The 20,664-nt window shown below is 64.6% G+C and carries 21 protein-coding genes; 12 read left to right on the forward strand and 9 right to left on the reverse strand.

Annotated elements, in window-relative coordinates:
• Nucleotides 1-112: 112 nt before the first annotated feature.
• Together YY7_RS0114340 and YY7_RS0114345 are read right to left on the reverse strand one after the other, a co-directional pair.
• Nucleotides 113-595, reverse strand: a complete 483-nt coding sequence (locus tag YY7_RS0114340; RefSeq protein ID WP_028163864.1) for a DUF992 domain-containing protein — start codon at nt 593-595, stop codon at nt 113-115.
• A gap of 271 nt (nt 596-866) precedes the next feature.
• A complete protein-coding gene (locus YY7_RS0114345) occupies nt 867-2,069 on the reverse strand; it encodes a pyridoxal phosphate-dependent aminotransferase (RefSeq protein ID WP_028163865.1) in 1,203 nt (400 codons plus the stop codon).
• A 339-nt stretch (nt 2,070-2,408) separates the two neighbouring features.
• Here YY7_RS0114345 and YY7_RS0114350 point away from each other — a divergent pair, with 339 nt between their 5' ends.
• The 3 genes from YY7_RS0114350 (at nt 2,409) to YY7_RS61885 (ending at nt 3,587) form a co-directional block, all read left to right on the forward strand.
• Nucleotides 2,409-3,065, forward strand: a complete 657-nt coding sequence (locus YY7_RS0114350; RefSeq protein ID WP_028163866.1) for a glutathione S-transferase family protein — start codon at nt 2,409-2,411, stop codon at nt 3,063-3,065.
• 164 nt (nt 3,066-3,229) lie between these two features.
• A complete protein-coding gene (locus tag YY7_RS61880) occupies nt 3,230-3,379 on the forward strand; it encodes a hypothetical protein (RefSeq protein ID WP_165435373.1) in 150 nt (49 codons plus the stop codon).
• Nucleotides 3,380-3,446: 67 nt separating this feature from the next.
• Entirely contained in the window at nt 3,447-3,587 is a 141-nt protein-coding gene (locus tag YY7_RS61885) for a hypothetical protein (protein ID WP_196237268.1), read from the forward strand.
• A 177-nt stretch (nt 3,588-3,764) separates the two neighbouring features.
• Here the strand turns inward: YY7_RS61885 and YY7_RS0114360 are convergent, their stop codons facing one another.
• A complete protein-coding gene (locus YY7_RS0114360) occupies nt 3,765-4,118 on the reverse strand; it encodes a DMT family protein (protein WP_028163867.1) in 354 nt (117 codons plus the stop codon).
• A gap of 226 nt (nt 4,119-4,344) precedes the next feature.
• Between YY7_RS0114360 and YY7_RS0114365 the strand changes: the two genes are divergently transcribed.
• Complete coding sequence (locus YY7_RS0114365) at nt 4,345-5,169, forward strand: PAS-domain containing protein (protein WP_028163868.1); 825 nt, start codon at nt 4,345-4,347, stop codon at nt 5,167-5,169.
• Nucleotides 5,170-5,460: 291 nt separating this feature from the next.
• On the forward strand, nt 5,461-6,402 hold the full coding sequence (locus YY7_RS0114370) for an aldo/keto reductase (RefSeq protein ID WP_028163869.1): 942 nt from the start codon (nt 5,461-5,463) through the stop codon (nt 6,400-6,402).
• A 158-nt stretch (nt 6,403-6,560) separates the two neighbouring features.
• On the opposite strand, the gene YY7_RS0114375 is transcribed toward YY7_RS0114370, so the two are convergent.
• Entirely contained in the window at nt 6,561-7,784 is a 1,224-nt protein-coding gene (locus YY7_RS0114375) for a DUF1501 domain-containing protein (protein WP_051396704.1), read from the reverse strand.
• A 2-nt stretch (nt 7,785-7,786) separates the two neighbouring features.
• Nucleotides 7,787-9,334: a DUF1800 domain-containing protein gene (locus YY7_RS0114380; RefSeq protein ID WP_028163871.1), complete on the reverse strand. Its 1,548-nt coding sequence runs from the start codon at nt 9,332-9,334 to the stop codon at nt 7,787-7,789.
• 366 nt (nt 9,335-9,700) lie between these two features.
• Between YY7_RS0114380 and YY7_RS0114385 the strand changes: the two genes are divergently transcribed.
• Entirely contained in the window at nt 9,701-10,369 is a 669-nt protein-coding gene (locus tag YY7_RS0114385) for an HAD family hydrolase (protein ID WP_035690094.1), read from the forward strand.
• On the opposite strand, the gene YY7_RS0114390 is transcribed toward YY7_RS0114385, so the two are convergent.
• Together YY7_RS0114390 and YY7_RS0114395 are read right to left on the reverse strand one after the other, a co-directional pair.
• Nucleotides 10,370-11,065, reverse strand: a complete 696-nt coding sequence (locus YY7_RS0114390) for a glutathione S-transferase family protein (protein WP_028163873.1) — start codon at nt 11,063-11,065, stop codon at nt 10,370-10,372.
• A gap of 168 nt (nt 11,066-11,233) precedes the next feature.
• Nucleotides 11,234-11,941 (reverse strand): glutathione binding-like protein, encoded by a 708-nt coding sequence (locus YY7_RS0114395; RefSeq protein ID WP_028163874.1) that lies wholly within the window; start codon nt 11,939-11,941, stop codon nt 11,234-11,236.
• Between the two features lie 208 nt (nt 11,942-12,149).
• Between YY7_RS0114395 and YY7_RS0114400 the strand changes: the two genes are divergently transcribed.
• Complete coding sequence (locus YY7_RS0114400; protein WP_028163875.1) at nt 12,150-13,265, forward strand: MBL fold metallo-hydrolase; 1,116 nt, start codon at nt 12,150-12,152, stop codon at nt 13,263-13,265.
• On the forward strand, nt 13,262-13,867 hold the full coding sequence (locus tag YY7_RS0114405; RefSeq protein WP_028163876.1) for an SCO family protein: 606 nt from the start codon (nt 13,262-13,264) through the stop codon (nt 13,865-13,867). The genes YY7_RS0114400 and YY7_RS0114405 overlap by 4 nt, the downstream gene beginning before the upstream one ends.
• Nucleotides 13,868-13,906: 39 nt before the next feature.
• On the opposite strand, the gene YY7_RS0114410 is transcribed toward YY7_RS0114405, so the two are convergent.
• A complete protein-coding gene (locus YY7_RS0114410) occupies nt 13,907-14,140 on the reverse strand; it encodes a hypothetical protein (RefSeq protein ID WP_028163877.1) in 234 nt (77 codons plus the stop codon).
• A gap of 13 nt (nt 14,141-14,153) precedes the next feature.
• Nucleotides 14,154-14,915 (reverse strand): sulfite exporter TauE/SafE family protein, encoded by a 762-nt coding sequence (locus YY7_RS0114415; protein WP_028163878.1) that lies wholly within the window; start codon nt 14,913-14,915, stop codon nt 14,154-14,156.
• Nucleotides 14,916-15,230: 315 nt separating this feature from the next.
• Between YY7_RS0114415 and YY7_RS0114420 the strand changes: the two genes are divergently transcribed.
• The 4 genes from YY7_RS0114420 to uvrB all read left to right on the forward strand — a co-directional run bounded on the left by YY7_RS0114420 (nt 15,231) and on the right by uvrB (nt 20,253).
• Nucleotides 15,231-16,160: a LysR substrate-binding domain-containing protein gene (locus tag YY7_RS0114420; protein WP_028163879.1), complete on the forward strand. Its 930-nt coding sequence runs from the start codon at nt 15,231-15,233 to the stop codon at nt 16,158-16,160.
• Between the two features lie 397 nt (nt 16,161-16,557).
• The gene (locus YY7_RS0114425) at nt 16,558-16,797 is read left to right on the forward strand and encodes a hypothetical protein (protein WP_035690096.1); all 240 of its coding nucleotides are present in this window, start codon (nt 16,558-16,560) and stop codon (nt 16,795-16,797) included.
• Nucleotides 16,798-16,808: 11 nt separating this feature from the next.
• Nucleotides 16,809-17,009: a hypothetical protein gene (locus YY7_RS51580; RefSeq protein ID WP_035690098.1), complete on the forward strand. Its 201-nt coding sequence runs from the start codon at nt 16,809-16,811 to the stop codon at nt 17,007-17,009.
• 319 nt (nt 17,010-17,328) lie between these two features.
• Nucleotides 17,329-20,253 (forward strand): excinuclease ABC subunit UvrB, encoded by a 2,925-nt coding sequence (uvrB, locus tag YY7_RS0114435; protein WP_028163881.1) that lies wholly within the window; start codon nt 17,329-17,331, stop codon nt 20,251-20,253.
• The last annotated feature ends 411 nt before the right edge of the window (nt 20,254-20,664 follow it).

The following is a 20,664-nucleotide window of genomic DNA, read 5'->3' on the forward strand; positions in this document are numbered from 1 at the left end:
TGGTGGCCCGCGCCTGAGCTGCCCTCTCCCACAACAAGGGGAGAGGGCGCGTCAACTGGCACTGCGCACGCATGGCTTGGATGGTGGGCGCGACGCTTTGCCCATGCTTGTCTTAGCGTCCCGGCCGGAGTTCCAGGCTCGCTAGGCCGGCGGCGACGTTGAGGCCGACCTGGCCCTGCAGGCTCAGCGGCTGCAGCGCGATCGAATTGTTGGAGCCGCCGACCAGCACGTTGCCGCCGACACCGACGCCGAGCGTCGCGCTGCCCTGCGCACCCGCATAATTGCCGGAGAGGTCACCGGGCCCGATGCGCGAGACTGGCGCGTAGACGCCCCAGGCCAGCGCCGTCTCCTCGGTGATGCCGATATCGAGGCCCACCTTCTGGATTGTCGCGATATAGCGGTCCTCCGGTACGCCCTCGGCGCGCAGCACGCAGCCGAGATGAGTGACCGACCCCACGATGAAGCCGACGCTGGCGCCGCCGCGGCATTCCAGAACGCCAACCCGCACGCGCTCTGGCTGCTGCGCGCTGGCGCCGGCGATGAGGGATGCGAGCATGACGATGGCCGTGCCCGCGCGAAAGACCAAGCGACGCATGAAGATATCTCCGGCTGAAAAAATCTGACGTGAGGTGAGACGAAGGACCGCGCGCCCGCCCGCGGCGCGTGTTCGTCTATGCCACAAGCTTCAAGGCAGTGCCAGATTGGCGACACAAGCAAGTTGTACCGCGTCGTCATCTTCAGGACATACGGTGCGAAGCCAGATCGGCCCCTCCGTCACTGCGCTCGCAATGACGGCGGAGAGAGAGCGTGCGAACACGAAAAAGGCCCGCTTGCGCGGGCCTCTCATTCTCGCTCGACCGATCGAACTATCGCAGATTGCCGCAGAAGCGCTGGATGCGCTTGCAGGCATCTTCGAGATCCGAGGTCTTGGTGGCGTAGGAGATGCGGAACGCCGGGCCGAGGCCGAAGGCGGAACCATGCACGACTGCGACGCCCTCGCTCTCCAGGAGCTCGGTGACGAAGTCCTCGTCGTTCTCGATCACCTTGCCGCCCGGCGATGTCTTGCCGATCGTGCCGGCGCAGGACGGATAGACGTAGAACGCGCCTTCCGGCCGCGGGCAGTCGATGCCGGCCGCCTGGTTCAGCATCGAGACCACGAGGTCGCGCCGTTCCTTGAACACCTTGTTGTTCACGGGAATGAACTCCTGCGGACCGTTGAGCGCTTCGACGGCGGCCCACTGCGAGATCGACGACGGGTTCGAGGTCGACTGCGACTGGATCGTCGCCATCGCCTTGATGAGCTGCGCAGGGCCGCCGGCATAGCCGATGCGCCAGCCGGTCATGCAATAGGCTTTGGAGACACCGTTCACCGTCAGCGTGCGGTCGTAGAGTTTCGGCTCAATCTGCGCCGGCGTGGTGAAGACGAAGTCGTCATAGACGAGGTGCTCGTACATGTCGTCGGTCATCACCCAGACATGCGGATGCTTCACCAGCACGTCGGTGATCGCCTTCAACTCGGCGCGCGTATAGGCGGCGCCGGTCGGGTTCGACGGCGAGTTGAGGATGATCCATTTGGTCTTCGGCGTGATCGCCTTTTCAAGATCCTCCGCGCTGAGCTTGAAGCCGCGCTCGGCCGTGCACACCACCGGCACCGATTCACCGCCCGCGAGTGCAACCATTTCCGGATAGCTCACCCAATAGGGCGCGGGAATGATGACCTCGTCGCCCGGATTGATGGTCGCCATCAGCGCGTTGTAGAGCACCTGCTTGCCGCCGGTGCCGACGATCACCTGGTTTGGCTTGTAGGTGAGGCCGTTCTCCCGCTCGAACTTGGCGATGATCGCCTCCTTCAGCTCGGGAATGCCGCCGACATCGGTGTACTTGGTCTTGCCGGCCTCGATCGCATGGATGGCCGCCAGCTTGATGTTGGCCGGCGTATCGAAATCCGGCTCACCGGCGCCCAGCCCGATGACATTGCGGCCCGCCGCTTTCAGCGCGCGTGCTTTATCCGTGACCGCGATCGTCGCGGACGGCTTCACACGGTCAAGCGCAGCGGACAGGAAGGGCATCATCGTCTCCGAATTTTGGTGGAAAGAACGCACAACGGCGCACAACTGTTTCTAGGACTGTTGCGGTGCAGTGGCAAGCGAAAAGCGGGGTTTCCTCGGCACTTTTGCCGCAGCTTCACTTCGCGCACCCTCGATCAGACCCGCTGCGATCACCGGATAGCAGAGGCGTGATCGTTGCTGTGCCAATGGAATCATTCTGCACGCGTGCGGTGCGGGAGCTGTTTTCGACTTTTTCCATCCTGCAGGTCTTGCGACACACACCTATCGGCATCATTGTGGGGTTGCGTTTTTGCGGCGCCACCTGCCGCTTGCGCCCTTCGATTGGTGAACTCGGGCAAGATGTACAAGCTCTATTCGATGCAGCGCTCCGGCAACAGCTACAAGGTTCGCCTTGCGCTGGCGCTGCTCAATACGCCCTATGAGGCCGTCGAGGTCGACATCCTGCGCGGCGAGAGCCGCACGCCGGAGTTTCTGGCGAAGAACCCGAGCGGCCAGGTGCCGCTGCTCGAAGTCGAGAACGGACGCTATCTCGCCGAATCCAACGCCATCCTCTGGTATGTCGCCGGCGGCACGCCGCTCGCGCCGGAGTCGGCGATCGACCGCGCCGAGGCGCTGCAATGGATGTTCTTCGAACAGCATGCGCTGGAGCCCAATATCGGCGCGGCCTATTTCTGGCTATCGCTGGTGAAGGGCGGCCGCGACCTCCAGACCCATGCGCTGGAGGATTGGATGGAGCGGGGCTATGCCGCGCTGCAGGTGATGGAAAACCATCTCAAGATCGCGCGCTTCTTCGCCGCCGACCAGCTCACGGTCGCCGACATCGCGCTCTACGGCTACACCCACCTCGCCGACCGCTGCGATTTCGACCTCGTCACCTTTCCCGCGATCCGCGCCTGGCTCAGGCGGGTCGAGCAGGTCCCCGGCTTCGTCGCGATGGACTGGCGGCGGGAGGCCGAATTCGACGACGCCACCGGCATCGCGGCAGGGGCTGAATAGCGGGAATTGCGGGCATAGCCCGTAGAATTACGGGTAAAACCTCGCGCTATGCCGTGGTTCTGCCATTTTTCTCACGGTCACCGCCGCAATATTGCCGGCGACGATTGCGAATCCTCGGGCCAGACAACGCGGGTGATTCGCCCGCGCATGCGAGGATTTTGACCATGACATGGTCGCCCGGCACGGCCGGCTCCAAGAGCCGCCCCGCGCCAGCAGTCCCGTCCCGACTGGCGAGCGCAATCGCCATTTCGGTCACGATCGGCGCGTTGTCACTGTGTGTCGAGGTCACGATGGCGATGCCGCTTTCGACCTGATCCGGTGGTTTCCTTTTCTACAATCGTCACCAACGCAAGGCGCGATGACTGAGATCGCGACCAGAGCATGTTGAAGACACCTGTTGGACTGGTAACAGTTGGACTGACCGTCGCGATCCTGCTCGCGGCCTCGCTGTTGATCGTCACCAGCACCCGTGGCGAGGATCGCGCGCCCGTGGTGCGGGTCCTGCCATCTCATGGGAGGTGATATGCCGGTAGCTTGCGCCCCGCTGCGCTCCTTCCCCCTGAAAGGGGGAAGGTTGGGATGGGGGTCTGCCGCGGGCGAAGGTGCGGGTGGAGAGAGTTGATCCCCCCGGTTTGCGCTCGCGCGCAAACCGACCTCCCCTTTTCAAGGGGAGGTGAAGGGAGCGCAGGTCACCCGCGATCACGTGAACCTGTGGAAGATCAGGAACGCGCCGGCGGCGATTAGCGCAAAGCCGAGTGCGTGGTTCCAGCCGAGCGGCTCCTTGAGATAGAGCACCGAAAAGCCCGCGAACACGACCAGCGTGATCACCTCCTGCATGGTCTTGAGCTGCGCCGCCGAATAGACCGCGCTGCCCCAGCGGTTGGCTGGCACGGCGAGCCAATACTCAAAGAAGGCGATGCCCCAGCTCACCATGATCACCACCGGCAGCGGGCTCGCCTTGAACTTCAAATGCCCGTACCACGCAAAGGTCATGAAGACGTTGGAGGCAAACAGCATCAGGATCGGCAGGATGGTCGGCGAAATCGTGGGCATCGATATCCTCTTGCAATGGTCCGCTACAGCATGACCGAGCAGATCTTCTCGAGCGATCCATGCCACGGAACTGGTTTGACGCAATTCGCATAGCATTTGACTCCAACAATGCGAAAGCTTGGCGCGCGCCATTAAACCGCTCTTAAGCGTGACGCGCAAAATCCCGCCGCCAGCGAAATCCGTCGTCAAACTGCGCGCCTATCGTTGGTTGTAACGAGGCGCAAACATGCAGTTGAACTGGCGCACGATCCTGGGCCCTGCCCTGACGATGGCGACAGCGCTATCCGCCTTCGCCGTCGACAGACATTTCGCCGCCGTGCCGAATCCGGCGCCCTTGTTTGTTTGCATCGTCGCGCTGGCAAGTTCCATCGGCGGCATCGCGTCGGGCCTCGTGAGTGCGGCCATCGCGGTGGCGGGCTCGGCGATCTTCTTCCTCAACCATCGCGCCACGCCAGGGTACGACCTGTCGGACCTGGCGCGGATGGCGATGTTGGCGGCGACCGCCATTGTCACGGCCGTCATCACCGGTCTGCTCAGGCGAAAATGGATCGATGCCTTCGCCTGGGAGCAGAAGCATCATGCCACGGCCGAGCGCCTGAAGGCCGCGCTCGACCGGGTCGACATCGGCATCGTGCTGTTGGATTCGGACACGCGGGCGGAGTTCATCAATCGCGCTTTCCGCGACTATTTCGCGCTTACCGACGAGCAAGCCGAAAGCAAACCGCCGTTCATCGCGCTGATGTATCATGGCCGCGACACCGGCGCCTACGAATTGCCGAAGCACGAATTGAACGACTTCATCGCGCGACGCATCGAGATGATGCGGATCGGCGATTCCACCCCGATCAACATCAACCTCGCCGATGGCCAGGTGCTGCGCTTCAGTTGCACGGCGCTGCCCGACGGCGGCCGCATGCTGAGCTACACGCCGGTGACCGATCTGGTGCGCAGCACCGACGATCCGGCCAAGGCCGACTACTATCGCTCCCTCCGCGGCATCGGTCGCGCCCTTGATCGCGAGCTTGGCCCGGCTTTGCGCGCCGCCGAATAGCATGGACTAAGCGAGCCACGCCGCCGGCTGTGGATAACTTGCCTGTCACCCGCGCGTAACAAAGCACGGCTAGGCTTTCTTACGCGTCTGATCAGGCCCCCCGTCCCAGATCACACGCCCCCCGAGCGGTCCCCGTCAGTCGCCGCGTCTGACCGGGGCCGCTTTTTTTTCGCGACATTCGCTCATGGCTGCACTGCAGCCGACGATGATGTGCGAGCCCGCCGCCGCCTTGCGAGGAACTGGCGTGCGGGCCACAATACACTCTCTTCCCTCCAATTTTCGGATCGCTCCATGCAAATTCGCAATCTCGGCGGCTCGGGCTTACGCGTTTCCGCCGTCGGCCTCGGCTGCAACAATTTCGGCCAGCGCACCGACCTCGAAACCTCGCGCCAAGTGATCCACCGCGCGCTCGACCTCGGCATCACCCTGTTCGACACCGCCGACATCTATGCCGGCATGGGCGGCTCGGAGACGGTGCTCGGCACCGTGCTCGGCGATCGCCGCAAGGACATCGTGCTGGCGACAAAATATTCCAAGCCGATGGCGACTGACGGCACCAAGCAGGGTGCCTCGCGACGCTACATCATGTCGGCGGTCGAAGCGAGCTTGAAGCGATTGAAGACCGACTACATCGATCTCTACCAGCAGCATGATTACGACCCGCTGACCCCGATCGATGAATCCCTGCGCGCGCTCGACGATCTCGTACGGCAGGGCAAGGTGCGTTACATCGGTAATTCGAACTTCCCGGCCTGGCGCATCGCGGAAGCCGAATATGTCGCGCGTGCGATGAACGTGAACCGCTTCGTCTCCTGCCAGGACGAATACAGCCTTCTCGTGCGCGACATCGAAAGGGACCTGCTGCCGGCCGCGCAGGAATACAATCTCGGCCTGCTGCCGTTCTTCCCGCTCGCGAGCGGCCTGCTGACCGGCAAATACCAGCGTGGCGCAGTGGCGCCGGCGGACACGCGCTTTGGCAAGGTGCCGATGCTGCGCGACCGCTACGTCACGCCGCGCAACGAGGACATCGTCGACAAGCTCCAGGCCTTCGCCAGGGAGCGCGACCACACGTTGCTGGAGCTCGCCTTCTCCTGGCTCGCCGCCCGCCCGCAAGTCTCAAGCGTCATCGCCGGCGCCACCCGCGTCGAGCAGGTCGAGCAGAACGTCAAGGCGATCGGCTGGACGCTGAGCGTGGAAGAGCTCTCGCAGATCGACGAGATTACGAAGAGCTAACCACACACGACGCCGTCATCCCGAGCTTGACCCGGGACCCATAACCACAGGGAAGCGTTTTGGCGCGAGCAAGCGGTTGCAGCGTCACGCATCACTTAAGCCGGTGGTTATGGGTCCCGGGTCAAGCTCGGGATGACAGTGTGGCTGGGGTCTGCGTTTTACGATATCAACCCCTGCATCGGCTTGGCGGCGCGGCTGTCTGGAAACACGCTCTCCGCCAGCACGCGGTCGGCGAGGCCGAACTGGTCGCGCAGCACCCCCTTCATCACGGCGCGCAGGTCGGTGGTCGGCGCGAGGTCGCGGCCTTGATAGAGATTGGCGGGCTTCAGGCCGGGCCAATCCGAGATCACGCGTCCGCCCTTCACCGCGCCGCCGGCGAGCAGCGCAATGGTGCCGGTGCCGTGGTCGGTACCTTCGGTGCCGTTGATGCGCGCGGTGCGGCCGAATTCGGTGGCAACCACGATCACGGTATCGCGCCAGCGGTCGCCAAGCCCGCCTTCGAATTCCGCCAGCGCGCCATCGAGGCCGCCGAGCAGTTGCGCGAGACGGCCGACCGGCCCGCCCTCCTTGGCGTGGGTATCCCAGCCATCGAAGGCGAGCGCGCCGATCCGCGGCCCGTCATCGGCCGCCATCAGTTTCGCCGCGCCGCGCGCCACCAGCCGCATCGCACCGATGCCATTGGTGCCGGGCTTCGGCTTCATCTCGTCGCCTTGCGCGACTTTCTCCAGTTGCAAGCCCTGCGTCAGCGCGGAGACGAGTGCGGGATCGCGATGCTGATACAGCTCGAGCAGGCGCATCGCGGTGTCGTCATCGGCTTGCGGCAGCGCGACCGGTGCCCAACCGACGGTCGGCGCCGCGCCCCGCAGCACCAGCGGCGTCGTCGGGCCGACTGCGAGCGCGCGCGTGACCCGCTCGCCTCTGGGCAGCGCTTCGAGAGCGCGGTTGAGCCAGCCCGATTGCACCCTGCCCGGACCGGCAAATCCGCTTTCGAGCACGTCCTGTCCGTCGAAATGCGAGCGCTCGCGATAGGAAGTCGCGACGGCATGGATCACGGCGGCCTGTTTGGCGCGATACATTCGCGCGAATTCCGGCATCGCCGGATGCAGGCCGAAAAAGGAGTCGAGCATGACGGCTGCGTTCGGGCCATCCGGCCGGAGCGCGATCGAGCCATGCAGGCCGGCGTATTCAGGGTCGCCGATCGGCGCCACTGTCGCAAGGCCATCCAGCGCACCGCGCAGGATCACCACGACCAGCCGCGGATCGCCTCCGTCAGCCGCGCGCGCAAATTTCGGCAAGTACGCCCAGGCGGCGAACGCAGCGCCGCCAAGCAGCAGAGAGCGGCGCGAGGCGGCCTGTGATCGCAGCCCTTCACAGCATTGCATCGTCACCTCCTCTGGAATTCCGGCGACATCAACAGCAGCGCCAGCGCCTGCTGCCGCGATTCCGCGCGCTCGACGGTGCGCCGCGTGTCCGGCGAGGCGGCATCCGCGGCGACGAGGTCGAGCAGCTCGCGCGGGTCGATGCCGTCGCCAAGGCGCGAGGCGATCTGCGCCGAGATATCGAGCCGCAGCTTCATGCCTTCAGGCGCGGCCCATGCCGCGCTGGTGTCGGGAAAACCGTTCGGCCCGGCGGGCGACCACAATGGCTGACCAAGGACGTTGAGGCCGCCCAGATAGGGGGAGGGATCTTCGGGATTGCGCCCGAGCAGCCGGCCGGAGGCGATCAGGAATTCGTAAGGCGAGCGCATCTTGGTCAGCGGCGCGTCCCACGCCTCACTGGAATCCACCAGCGCGGTCGCGAGCGCCTTCAGATCGCCGTCGGTCCTTCCGAAGACATCCTGCAGCCGCGCCACCAGGGCCGGCGGCGGATCGTCGGCCACGAAGTGGCGCGCGAATTTGGTGGCGATGAATTTTGCCGTCGAAGGATGGCGGGCGATATCGGCGAGCACGGCCTCGCCCTGCGCCACGCCACTCTGCTCGTAAACCTTGCCCATTACGCGCTGCGCGCCGGGCTGATGCGCATTGGCGTTGAACACAAACGTACCGGGCGGACCGAGCTGGCCCTGCCGGCCGGCAAAGGTCCAGCCCGTGATGACGCGCGCGAGCGCGGTGACGTCGTCCTGCGTGTAGCCGCCGCCGACGCCGAGTGTGTGCAACTCCATGATCTCGCGCGCGAGGTTTTCGTTGAGGCCGCGGTTGCGGTTGATGCCGGCGCGCGAGTCCGGACCCAAGGATTGCTGGTTGTCGAGGAAGAACAGCATCGCCGGATGCTGTTCGACCGCCTTCAGCATGTCGGCGAAGCGGCCGAGCACATGCGGCCGGATCGCCTCGCGCTCGAACGAGCCGGCCCAGATCCGCGCCAGCCCGCCCTTATTGGCGGAGATGCAGAAATGGTTCGACCAGAACACGACCAGGCGCTCGACGAATCCGCAATCGGCGAAGCTCGCGCGCTGGATGCGCGCCAGCGCTTCCGTGCGAAACGTCTTCTGGATGACATTGGGCGGTTGCGGCGGAGGCTTCGGCGGATTGGGCTGCACCGCATCCGGCCGCGCCATCGCGGCATTCACGTTATTGCCGTCGGCGGATGATGCCATCGACTCCTTGGCCGTCATGTCCGTGGCGATCGAGGAGAGCGAGGGATTGCGGCGCTGCGCTTTGGGTTCCGTCGGCGGCGCTTCCGTTGCTCCCGATTTTGCGACGGCGTCGCGCGCCTGCTGAATCTCGAACTGATAGTCGAACAGGGCCTTGCCGAGCGCCGGCGTCGAGGCAAGCCCGGGCATCTCCAGGAGCGCGGCATTGGCGCGATTGAGTTCTGATTTGACAAAGCCGCGCGGATCGGACGCCGCATTGACGAAATCGCCGGAAGCGCCGCCGCGGGCGCCGAAGCCGAAGCGATTGAGCGCAACAAGGGCTGCTTGCGAATCGCGGGCCATCGGATTTCCCTTCGGGCGTCCTCGGTCTATGATTTGCATGATCCGGAAAAGTGGGAACCGGTTTTCCGAAAAGATCATGCTCAAACAAAGAAGCGCGACATCATAGCGCGCGCCGGGATGAACCACGGATTAATTCCGCAATAGGAGAGCGGCCGCTTACATGACAAATCGGAAAGAAAGCACCCCGCGTCAGCTTTCCTGCAGACGCTGCGGCGGCGCCTTCACCTGCAGCCTGTCGGGCGAATGCTGGTGCGGGGCGGAACCTTACCGCCTGCCGATGCCGGCCCATGATGGCGGCGACTGCCTGTGCCCCGATTGCCTCCGCGCGCTCGCGAGGCAGCAAACCGATGCGGCCGCGACGTGACGATGCGCTGGGACATCGGCGCCGTTCTGCTCGACATGGACGGAACGCTGCTCGACACCGAGAAGGTCTATTTCGACAGCCTGGTCGCGGCGCTGAACGCGCATGGCTATACCGACGATGTCGTTACCCTCTGTCATGCCATGATTGGCCTTCCCGGGCCGGAATGCGAGCTGATGCTGGTGAGGCGCTACGGCGATGACTTCCCGCTCGCCGAGATCAACAGGGCTTTTGCTGCGAACCGTGACGAAATGTTTCGCGCAGGCCTGCCGCTGAAGGCCGGCGCCATCGAGCTGCTCGATGCGCTTCGATCCGCGGAACGCCCGATGGCGATCGTGACCTCCTCCTCGCGCGGCTCTGCCGACCGGCACCTCGCGCTCGCGGGAATCCGCGCGCGCTTTGACACCGTGCTGACGCGGGACGACGTTACGCACTGCAAGCCGAGCCCGGATCTGTATCTGCTGGCTGCGCAACGGCTCTGCGTGAAGCCGCAAGCCTGCGTCGCGATCGAGGATTCCAACCACGGCGTGGCCGCGGCCCACGCCGCCGGTGCGATCACGCTGATGGTGCCGGACATGATCCCGCCGACCGAGGAAACGCGCGCCAAATGCGCCGCGGTGCTGCCAGACCTCAACGCGGCGCTGGCGATGCTGCGCGAACGCGGCGCGCTGTAGCTACACCTCGAAGCCGGGCGACGTCCGCGCCATGCCGTCGAACGCATCGAGCAGGCGCTCGCGCCAGGCGTAGACCGGATCACTCTCGACCAGCAGCTTGAACGGGCTCACGACGCGTGCCCACTGGAAGCCGCCGAACACGATGTAATCGGCGTAGTTCGGCCTGTCGCCGCCGAGATAGGCCTGGGTCCGCAGCGTCAGCCGCAGCGGATCGAGACTCCTACGGAAGCCTTCCACTGCCTGGTCGCGGGTCGCAGCGGCCTCTTCCAGCGACTTGCCGAGCCGCGCCTCGCGCGTCCTGCGGAAATAGGCAACGTCGTCAGGCGCGAGATGCGCGGGGATATCGGCGACGATCAGCGGGAAGATGCCGCCGACCACAGTGACATCGCCCCACCAGTTCAGCATCCGCCCCATGGCGCGGCCGCCCTCGCCGCCGAACAGCGAGGGACGGTCGGCATAGGTGTCCTCGAGATAATTGGCGATCGCCCAGGAATCGGTCACCGTGGTGTCACCGTCGAGCAGCACCGGCACCTTGTCGGACTTGTGCGGCGCGATCGCTTCTTTCTGCGTGAAGCACCAGGGGATCGACTCGGCGCCAAGCCCCTTGTGCGCCAGCGCCATCCGTATGCGCCAGCAATACGGGCTGAACGGACGGGACGTGTCCGTGCCGACCAGTTCGAACAGTTTCATGGCCATGGATCAATCCCGCTGATGTCGGCCGTCAGACTAGCCGTCATTGCGAGGAGCGCAAGCGACGAAGCAATCCACGCTTCCGCACGCGGCGACATGGATTGCTTCGCGGAGCCTGTCGTCGGGCGGCGCTACGCGCCGACCCGGTGGCTCGCAATGACGGCAACAACCGCGCTACCGCACCACCGCCGCGGTCTGGCCGAACAGGATCTTGCGCTCCTCCTCGGTGCGGATCGCGGGCTGGCCGAAATTCGGATTGACCTCTTTCGCCTTGGCATAGGCGCGCACCGTGGCGGGCCGCTCCCGGATCGTTTCCAGCCAGCGCTTCAGATGCGGGAAATCGTCGATGTTCTGGCCCTGGTTCTGGTAGCCGACGACCCAGGGATAGCTCGCCATATCCGCGATCGAATAGTCGCCGGCGACGAATTCGCGGTCGGCGAGGCGCTTGTTGAGCACGCCATAGAGCCGGTTGGTCTCGTTCACATAGCGGTCGATGGCATATTGCAGCTTCTCTTGCGCATAGTTGCGGAAGTGATGGTTCTGCCCCGCCATCGGCCCGAGGCCGGCCATCTGCCAGAACGTCCACTGGATCGCATCATAGCGGCCATAGAGATCGGCGGGCAGGAACTTGCCGGTCTTCTCGGCGAGATAGAGCAGGATCGCGCCGGACTCGAACAGCGAGATCGGCTTGCTGCCGCCCTTCGGCGCATGGTCGACGATCGCAGGAATCCGGTTGTTGGGCGCGATCTCCAGGAATTCCGACGCGAACTGCTCGCCCTTGCCGATGTTGACCGGGATGATCTTGTAGTCGAGCCCAGTCTCCTCGAGGAACATCGTGATCTTGTGGCCGTTCGGCGTGGTCCAGTAATGGAGGTCGATCATGGGCATGATCCTGCGGCTGGGAGGGAACGCGCATCGGAGAAAGATGCGAATGCATGAATCTCGCAGAACCGGTGCCAAGTCAATCCGCTTCTTGACGCCATGCGCGCGAATTTGATCGGCGGGTGCACCGCCGCGCGATTGAGGCGGGCTCGCCTCGGTCCTACGCTTGAGCGCTCTTTGCAGTCAGAATGTCGTCTGGGAGGATTCAATGACGAGAGATTTGCCACGACGTGATTTTCTGAAAGGTTCAGCCGCGCTCGCCGGCATCGCGGCTGCCGGCGGATTTTCCTGCGTCGAGATCGCGAGTGCAGCGCCGATCGAGGTGCCGACCGTCGACAGACTGTCGATCCGCGTGCTGGTCGACAGCAGCTACGACATGTTCTTCCGCCCGAAACAGGCAAACGGCGTATCGATCGCGCCGCCGGCACGAAGCGCAGACTTCCGCAAGTCGCTGCACAATGAATGGGGCCTGTCGCTGTGGCTGGAATCTCAGGCCGCAGACACCCAGCGCACGCTGATGCTGGACTACGGCTACACGCCCGACGTGCTCATCAACAATATGGAGCTGGTGGGCGTCGAGCCGGCGAAGCTCGACGCCCTGATCGTCAGCCACGGGCACTACGATCATTTCGGCGGCCTGATCGGCTTTCTGGATAAATATCGCGGCAAGCTTCCGGCGGACGTGAAGCTCTACGCCGGCGGCGAGGACAATTTCTGCCATCGCGTCAACGCGACGCCGACCAAGGGTCAGTTCGCCGATTTCGGCACGCTCGACCGCCGCGAGCTTGCCGCGCATAACGTCACGACCGTTCTCTGCGAAACGCCGACCGTGATCGCCGGCCATGCGTTCACGACGGGCAAGATCACGCGACGCAGCATCGAGCGTATCCTGCCGCAGACCTGGGTCGAGTTCGGCATGAAGGATGGGCTCGGCTGCAATGCCGGCCACTATTTGCCGGCCGAGATGGACGGCAAGATCGTCCCGGACGAGCACATCCACGAGCATGCGACCTGCTTCAACGTGAAAGACAAGGGGCTGGTGGTGATCAGCTCCTGCGGCCATGTCGGCATCGTCAATTCGGTGAAGCAGGCGCAGGAGGTCTCAGGGATCCAGAAGGTGCACGCCGTCGTCGGCGGCTTCCATCTCGGACCGGCGCCGAAGGACTACCTCACCGAAATCGTGGCCGAAATGAAGAAACTCGAGCCCGATGTCGTGGTGCCCATGCATTGCAGCGGGCTGAACTTCGTCCAGGAGGCAAGCGCGCAGATGGGCGACAAGGTGCTCGTCACCACGACGGGCAGCCGCCTCTCCTTCGGGGCATGATCCTGCGCGCCATCAGCAGCGTCGGCATCGGCCTGTGGCTGATGCTGGCGCCTGCCTGCGCGGGCGATGCGCCGGCGCGATCGGCGGCTGAGATCATGGACATCCTGATGTGGAACCGGGAGCCGGTCGGCGGTCCGTTCGAGCTTGTCGACCACACCGGCCATATCCGCACCGAGCGCGATTTCCGCGGGAAGCTGATGCTGGTCTATTTCGGCTTTACTTATTGCCCCGATGTCTGCCCCACCGATCTGCAGGCGATCGGGCTTGCTATGGACCGGCTCGGCAATGATGCCGACAAGGTGCAACCCCTGTTCATCACCGTCGATCCCGAACGCGACACGCCGCAGCATCTGGCGGAATACGTGCCGCTGTTTCATCCGCGCCTGATCGGATTGACCGGAAGCCTTGATGCGATCCGCAAGGCAGCGGACGCCTACAAGGTCTACAGCGCCAAGGTGCCGCTTGGGAAAGACAACTACACTGTCGACCACACCGCGTTCATCTATCTGATGGATCGCGATGGCGGCTATCTCGGCTTCTTCCCGCCGGGCACCTCGGCCGACCGCATGATCGAGATCATCCGCCCGCACCTCGCCAGGTAGAGCGTTTGCCACTGCGCTGTTGTGCGGCACCAAGCCAGCTCAGCCAGCGCGGCCGTGCTCGCGCAGGAATCGTTCGCCAGTTTCGGTGACCACCACCCGCAAACCCTCGACTGTCGGGCGGCGCATGACATAGCCGCGGTCGACGGCGTCTTCCCAGATCGTCAGCCGTGGGCACGAGGTGCGCCAGGTCTCGATCACCTCGGCATAAGGCCGCGGCTCGCGCGCGATCCATTCGACGAGATCGAGCACCAACGCATCCGTCGCCTCCGCCATCGGACTTCCTCCGTCAATGCGCCATCGCGCTGTTACGCGCGACGAGCAGCCAGCCGCCATAGAGGATGTAGTAGCTTGCGACCGTCGTGATCAGCCGGTTCGCCCAGGTGCGAAATTGCGCGTCGCTCATCGCTTCAAGGATTCGCCGCGCCAGCGTGGTGCCGAGCATCGAGGCCGCGACAGCCACGCCCGCGAGCACCGGATCGAGCGTCGCGGCCTGGTCGATGATGCCGCCGAAATAGATCAGCTTAGTGAAATGGCTCGCCACCTGGCAGGTCGCCTTGGTCGCGACCACCTCGCGGCGGCCGAAATTGCCGCCGAGAAAGAAGGTGTCCATCAGTGGGCCGGAGACGCCGGTCATCAGCATCAGCCCCATGCAGACCGAGCCGTAGAAGCTGCCTTGCCAGATGCTGTCGGGGTTCGGCTTGATTCCCTTCGGCATCAGCCGTGCCATGAACGGCGTGACGCCAAGCAGGAGCAGCGCGATCGGCTTGTCCGGCACGTAGCGCGCCGCCGACCAGATCGCCAGCGCCACGCCGCAGCCGATCAGGTAGACCGCGACCGGCCGCCAGCGGATATGCGCCCGCCACAGCAAGGCGCGCCAGCCGTTACTGGCCATCTGCGTGATCGCATGCAGCACCATCGCCGAGGGCAGCGGCAGGATGGTGAGCAGCACGCCAATCAGGATCAGCCCGCCGGCCATGCCGAACAGCCCCGACAAGAATGCCGTCGCGACCATCAGCACGCCAAGGGCTGCAATCACAAGCGGGCTCACGAAAATCTCCACTGAGGCGAACTCGGATCGATACGCGGCAAACTGCTTCCTCTCCCTCTCCCCGTTCTTACGGGGAGAGGGTTGGGGTGAGGGGCTCTCTCCGCGAAGACGGTAAGAGACGGATGCGCGGAGACCCCCTCACCCGGAATCCGCGCGTTCCGCGCGAATTCCGACCTCTCCCCGCAAGCGGGGCGAGGTAAGAAGGGCCGCACCGACTCAACCTCAGATCTTATCTTCATTGTTGTGCCCCGCTTGGACACGGCGCGCAAACTGAGTTATCTCCTCCTGGCATCAGTTTTCCTGAGGGTAAAAGGCTTGCGGCGGCTGCTATTTCTCAACGGCATCAAGGCATTCGAGGCGGCGGCGCGCACCGGCAGCTTTGCCGCCGCGGGCGCCGAGCTCAACGTCACGGCGGCCGCGATCAGCCGGATGGTGCATCTGTTGGAAGAGCGGCTCGGGGTGGCGCTGTTCGAGCGCAAGGCCAATCGCCTCGTCACCACGACGGCCGGCCGCTTCTACCAGAGCGGATTGACGCCGATCTTCGATGCGCTGGCGAGCCTGACGGCACAGGTGACCTCGCCCGCGAGCGTCCGTGTCCTGACTATCGGCGTCGGGCCGACGTTTGCGATGAAATGGCTGATCCCGCGGCTTGCCGATTTCCAGAAGGAAGAGCCCGAGATCGAGGTCCGCATCACCACCGGGGGCGCCGCGGCGCCGGAGCCGTTCAGCGACGACTGGAGCTGCGGCATCAAGCTCGGGGACGGCGACTGGCCTGGGCTGGTGGCCGAGCCGCTGTTCGCCGCCGATCTCCTCCCGGTGTGCGCGCCGCGGCTGGCGAGCCAGCTCAAGCGCGCGAGCGACCTGAAGGGGAGAAGCCTGCTCCGCGTCGCGCACTCGCCCGACGATTGGCCGAAATGGCTGAAGGCCGCGAGCATTGCCAGGGTCACGGCGCGCGGGCCTGAGTTCGAATTTTACGGTCAGGCGCTGCAGGCGGCCGTCGATGGCCTTGGCGTCGCGATGGGAATCCGTCCCTATATCGACGACGACCTCGCCGCGGGGCGGCTGGTCGCGCCGTTCGAGCTGAGCGTGCCGAAGGGCATGCGCTGGTATCTCGTCTATCACGGCTTCCGCACCGGTCAGCGCGACTTTGCCGCCTTCCGCCGCTGGATCATCCGCGCCGCGGCCGAGCCCGCCACGCGGGCCAAGGGGCAGCGATCCCTCGTGAGGGACGAGACGAGCAGGTAATGATCACATTGTCGCAGCCCTGACGGCTGGACAGCGCGACCAAGACTGGCAATAATAAACAATTATTGGTTGCATTTATATTTGACGACCCCCTGGTCGCGTTGATGGAAAACGCCATGTCCAAGGTCAGAGTTCTGTTGGCCGCTCTCACACCGAAGATGATTGCGAACGAGTTGTTGCATGGCATTCACCAACCGCGCCGAGCTTTTCCCGAGTCTGCACATCAACGGAGCGATACATTTGCGCGCCTTACCGGAGGGAGTGAGCTCGTCACGCCACTTCCGCACCGGTCCGCGCGCCTGTAACGAAAGATTCTTACGCAGTGTGATCCAGTTCACAAAGTTCGCTGCCCAGGGCGTGCTTTGGTCCCCCGCGGGAAAAACCTGGGATCGCAGGCATGATTTACGGAGCCTTTGAGATCAACTCATTCGAGGCAGGGAAGGGGCTATGGCACGCCAGGATTCAACGAGCCGATCGCGAGCCGGTCGTCATCGATGGCATCTCGTTTCCGACACTCGAGCTCGGCTTTGCGTGGTCCGATCGGGATGCGGCGATCGCCCACGCGAAAGCGCAGATCGACCGCTACGGCCGGCGCTATGGGGTGATCTCAACCGAACCGTCGCCGACTTCGCGATAATCGGCACCGCCGTGGTCGCGCCGCGCTGCGAAGCCGAGCCGGCGCCGTCACCTCCGCCCGCACGGCCGTTCCTGAACAATTGCCCGGAATGCAAGGCCGAGCTCGCCCTGCTCCGCGTCATTCCCGGTAGGGCCGAATACTGGGCAATGCGCTGCACCGGCTGCGGCGGGATTCATCTCAACATCGTCGAGAAGACCTCGCCCGCCTGCTGACGGCTCGCTTCACCTCGCCCCGCGACACCTCCCCTTGAAAAGGGGAGGTCGGCTTGCGCTTCAGCGCAAGCCGGGTAGGGATCATCTCTCTCCACACGAACAGTGTGACTCGCGGCTGACCCCCATCCCAGCCTTCCCCCTTTTCAGGGGGAAGGAGCCGCAGCGCCTGGTAGCGCCGCAATTGCGATGCTCGGCTTGCGGAGAGGCGAATAGATGGCGCGCCTCCGCCTGTTCCGCGGCTGCTGACACCTGCTGACAGAGCGACCGCGCACCCGCATTCGCCCTTTCATGGCGGCGGTTTCAGTCCCATATTCGCCCCATGGCGAAGAAACCTGATACCCCCAAAAAGCCCGGCAAATCCCCCAAGTCAAAAGCGCATCGGCCCGACGTTCTCCCGATCGCGCCGGCGCTCGCCGAACTCTTGAACCCCGCCATCAACCGCGGCGAAAGCGGCATCGGCTCGTCCACGGGCCTGCAGCCGCCACCGGACAATTCATGCGACCGCCGCGCCGGCGGCGAGGCCGCAGCGCACCGCGCGCGCGCCTCGACGCCGAAGGAATTTCCGAGCGATCGCCTGGCTCCGGCGGACCAGCATGGAGGCGGCGGCTTCGACGAGGCGCCCCAGGCCAACTACGGCACCGCGGCGACGGTGCCCACGCTCGATCCGGAGTTGGCGCGACAGCTCGGCCTGCCCACCGCTGAGGACGATGAGGAGGCGCTGGCCCGCCCGCCGCGCAACAAGATGGAGGCGCTCGGGGTCAAGGCGACCGCTGAGGCGCTCGAGAACCTGATCCGCGACGGCCGTCCCGAGTTCCGGAAAGACGACGGCTCGATGCGGGTGTGGACCCCGCACCGTCCGCCGCGCCCGGAAAAGTCCGAGGGCGGCGTCCGCTTCGAGATTAAGTCCGACTATCAGCCGAAGGGCGACCAGCCGACCGCCATCGCGGAACTGGTCGAAGGCATCGGCCGCAACGACCGTACCCAGGTGCTGCTCGGCGTCACCGGCTCGGGCAAGACTTACACCATGGCCAAGGTGATCGAGGCGACGCAGCGCCCTGCCCTGATCCTGGCGCCGAACAAGACGCTTGCCGCGCAGCTCTATGGCGAGTTCAAGAACTTCTTCCCGGACAACGCCGTCGAATACTTCGTCTCCTACTACGACTACTACCAGCCCGAGGCCTATGTGCCGCGGACCGACACCTATATCGAGAAGGATTCCTCGATCAACGAGCAGATCGACCGCATGCGTCACGCCGCGACGCGCGCGCTGCTCGAGCGCGATGACGTCATCATCGTCGCCTCGGTCTCCTGCATCTACGGTATCGGCTCGGTCGAAACCTATACCGCGATGACGTTCGCGCTGAAGAAGGGCGAGCGCATCGACCAGCGGCAATTGATCGCCGACCTCGTCGCGCTGCAGTACAAGCGCACCTCGGCCGATTTCACCCGCGGCACCTTCCGCGTCCGCGGCGACGTTATCGACATCTTCCCGGCGCACTATGAGGACCGCGCCTGGCGCGTGAACCTGTTCGGCGACGTCGTCGAGAACATCGAGGAGTTCGATCCGCTCACCGGCCACAAGCAGGACGAGCTCGAATTCATCAAGATCTACGCCAACTCGCACTATGTGACGCCGCGCCCGACGCTGGTGCAGGCGATCAAGTCGATCAAGATGGAGCTGAAGCAGCGGCTCGACCAGCTCAACGACCAGGGCCGACTGCTCGAAGCGCAGCGGCTTGAGCAGCGCACCACCTTCGACCTCGAGATGATGGAGGCGACCGGGAGCTGCGCCGGCATCGAAAACTATTCGCGCTACCTCACCGGACGCCGTCCCGGCGAGCCGCCGCCGACGCTGTTCGAATATGTGCCTGACAACGCGCTTGTCTTCGCCGACGAGAGCCACGTCTCGATCCCGCAGATCGGCGCCATGTTCCGCGGCGACTTCCGCCGCAAGGCAACGCTGGCCGAATATGGCTTCCGCCTGCCCTCCTGCATGGACAACCGACCCTTGCGGTTTGAGGAATGGGACATGATGCGGCCGCAGACGGTCGCGGTGTCGGCCACGCCCAGCGGCTGGGAGCTCAACGAGAGCGGCGGCGTGTTCGTCGAGCAGGTGATCCGCCCCACGGGCTTGATCGATCCGCCGGTCGACATCCGTCCTGCACGCACCCAGGTCGACGACCTCGTCGGCGAGGTCCGCGCGACGGCGGCGGCGGGCTATCGCTCGCTGATCACTGTCCTGACAAAACGGATGGCGGAGGACCTCACCGAATATCTGCATGAGCAGGGCATCCGCGTGCGCTACATGCACAGTGACATCGACACCATCGAGCGCATCGAGATCATCCGCGACCTCCGCCTCGGCGCGTTCGACGCGCTTGTCGGCATCAACCTGCTCCGCGAGGGTCTCGACATTCCCGAATGCGCGCTGGTCGCGATCCTCGATGCCGACAAGGAAGGTTTTCTGCGCAGCGAGACGTCGCTGATCCAGACCATCGGCCGCGCCGCGCGCAACGTCGACGGCAAGGTGATCCTCTATGCCGACAGCATGACCGGCTCGATGGAGCGCGCGATCGCGGAGACCAACCGCCGCCGCGAAAAGCAGATGGAATACAACGCCGCCAACGGCATTACGCCGGCGAGCGTGAAGAAGTCGATCGGCGACATCCTCAACTCCGTCTACGAGCGCGACCATGTGCTGGTCGATATCCGCGACGGCAGCGTCACCGAGGACGTGATCTCGATTGGCCACAATTTCGAGGCGGTGCTCGCCGATCTCGAGACAAGGATGCGCGAAGCCGCCGCCGACCTGAACTTCGAGGAAGCCGCGCGCCTGCGCGACGAGGTCAAGCGCCTGCGCGCCACTGAAATGGCCGTCGTCGACGATCCCACCGTCAAGCAGCGCACCGTGCAAGGCAAGGCCGGCGCCTACGCCGGCACCAGAAAATACGGCGACGCCGCCAATTTGCCGGTGAGCGCGATGAAGAAGAAAAGCGTGTCGTCGGCCATCAAGGCCGGCGGCAGCTCCGGATCAAAAGTCCACAAGCCCCATCTCGACGAAATGCACGGCCCGGAGTCCCTGCCCTTCCGCCCGAACCCTGGTGCGAAGCCAGCAAAGCCGTTCGGCAGTACCAGCCGGATCATCCAGCCAACCGACTCGCGGCAGTCAGGGCCGGAGTTCGGGCCGTCGCCACGATCGAGCGGCGGCACGCCGGGGCGACGGGGCGGGTGGAAGAAGCGATGAGCATGCCCGTCATTGCGAGCGCAGCGAAGCAATCCATTCCTCCACTTGCCGCGTTATGGATTGCTTCGCTGCGCTCGCAATGACGATGTGGCCAGTTTGGGTGCGACATATCAACCCGACGGGCAAATCATCGAAAGTCTGTCCAGCCCTCGCGGAAAATACATTCCGCTTTCGCCGTCGGGCAAATCAGTGATTTAACTCCGCGCGTCTCACGGCGGATGAGGGGCGGCTCGCGATCGTCACGAACGTTGCGGTGAGATGCGGTGGACGAGGGTGTCACGACTGACGAGCGTGGCACTAGCGGACGGCGAAGTCGTGTGGTCCTGGCGCCCCGACGCTGGCGCTAAGTTTTTCGCGTGAACACGTTCGCGCGAGAGATGACGGTGGCAAGAAAGCCCGGTCACCGGGGAG

The sequence above is a fragment of the Bradyrhizobium elkanii WSM2783 genome (genome assembly GCF_000472865.1).
Taxonomy (GTDB): domain Bacteria; phylum Pseudomonadota; class Alphaproteobacteria; order Rhizobiales; family Xanthobacteraceae; genus Bradyrhizobium; species Bradyrhizobium elkanii_A.

What these genes read in the sequence shown, in the direction of transcription:
- YY7_RS0114340 (WP_028163864.1), bottom strand. Translation starts at nt 595, where the DNA reads ATGCGTCGCTTGGTCTTTCGCGCGGGCACGGCCATCGTCATGCTCGCA.
- YY7_RS0114345 (WP_028163865.1), bottom strand. Translation starts at nt 2,069, where the DNA reads ATGCCCTTCCTGTCCGCTGCGCTTGACCGTGTGAAGCCGTCCGCGACG.
- YY7_RS0114350 (WP_028163866.1), top strand. Translation starts at nt 2,409, where the DNA reads ATGTACAAGCTCTATTCGATGCAGCGCTCCGGCAACAGCTACAAGGTT.
- YY7_RS61880 (WP_165435373.1), top strand. Translation starts at nt 3,230, where the DNA reads ATGACATGGTCGCCCGGCACGGCCGGCTCCAAGAGCCGCCCCGCGCCA.
- YY7_RS61885 (WP_196237268.1), top strand. Translation starts at nt 3,447, where the DNA reads ATGTTGAAGACACCTGTTGGACTGGTAACAGTTGGACTGACCGTCGCG.
- YY7_RS0114360 (WP_028163867.1), bottom strand. Translation starts at nt 4,118, where the DNA reads ATGCCCACGATTTCGCCGACCATCCTGCCGATCCTGATGCTGTTTGCC.
- YY7_RS0114365 (WP_028163868.1), top strand. Translation starts at nt 4,345, where the DNA reads ATGCAGTTGAACTGGCGCACGATCCTGGGCCCTGCCCTGACGATGGCG.
- YY7_RS0114370 (WP_028163869.1), top strand. Translation starts at nt 5,461, where the DNA reads ATGCAAATTCGCAATCTCGGCGGCTCGGGCTTACGCGTTTCCGCCGTC.
- YY7_RS0114375 (WP_051396704.1), bottom strand. Translation starts at nt 7,784, where the DNA reads ATGCAATGCTGTGAAGGGCTGCGATCACAGGCCGCCTCGCGCCGCTCT.
- YY7_RS0114380 (WP_028163871.1), bottom strand. Translation starts at nt 9,334, where the DNA reads ATGGCCCGCGATTCGCAAGCAGCCCTTGTTGCGCTCAATCGCTTCGGC.
- YY7_RS0114385 (WP_035690094.1), top strand. Translation starts at nt 9,701, where the DNA reads ATGCGCTGGGACATCGGCGCCGTTCTGCTCGACATGGACGGAACGCTG.
- YY7_RS0114390 (WP_028163873.1), bottom strand. Translation starts at nt 11,065, where the DNA reads ATGGCCATGAAACTGTTCGAACTGGTCGGCACGGACACGTCCCGTCCG.
- YY7_RS0114395 (WP_028163874.1), bottom strand. Translation starts at nt 11,941, where the DNA reads ATGATCGACCTCCATTACTGGACCACGCCGAACGGCCACAAGATCACG.
- YY7_RS0114400 (WP_028163875.1), top strand. Translation starts at nt 12,150, where the DNA reads ATGACGAGAGATTTGCCACGACGTGATTTTCTGAAAGGTTCAGCCGCG.
- YY7_RS0114405 (WP_028163876.1), top strand. Translation starts at nt 13,262, where the DNA reads ATGATCCTGCGCGCCATCAGCAGCGTCGGCATCGGCCTGTGGCTGATG.
- YY7_RS0114410 (WP_028163877.1), bottom strand. Translation starts at nt 14,140, where the DNA reads ATGGCGGAGGCGACGGATGCGTTGGTGCTCGATCTCGTCGAATGGATC.
- YY7_RS0114425 (WP_035690096.1), top strand. Translation starts at nt 16,558, where the DNA reads ATGATTTACGGAGCCTTTGAGATCAACTCATTCGAGGCAGGGAAGGGG.
- uvrB (WP_028163881.1), top strand. Translation starts at nt 17,329, where the DNA reads ATGGCGAAGAAACCTGATACCCCCAAAAAGCCCGGCAAATCCCCCAAG.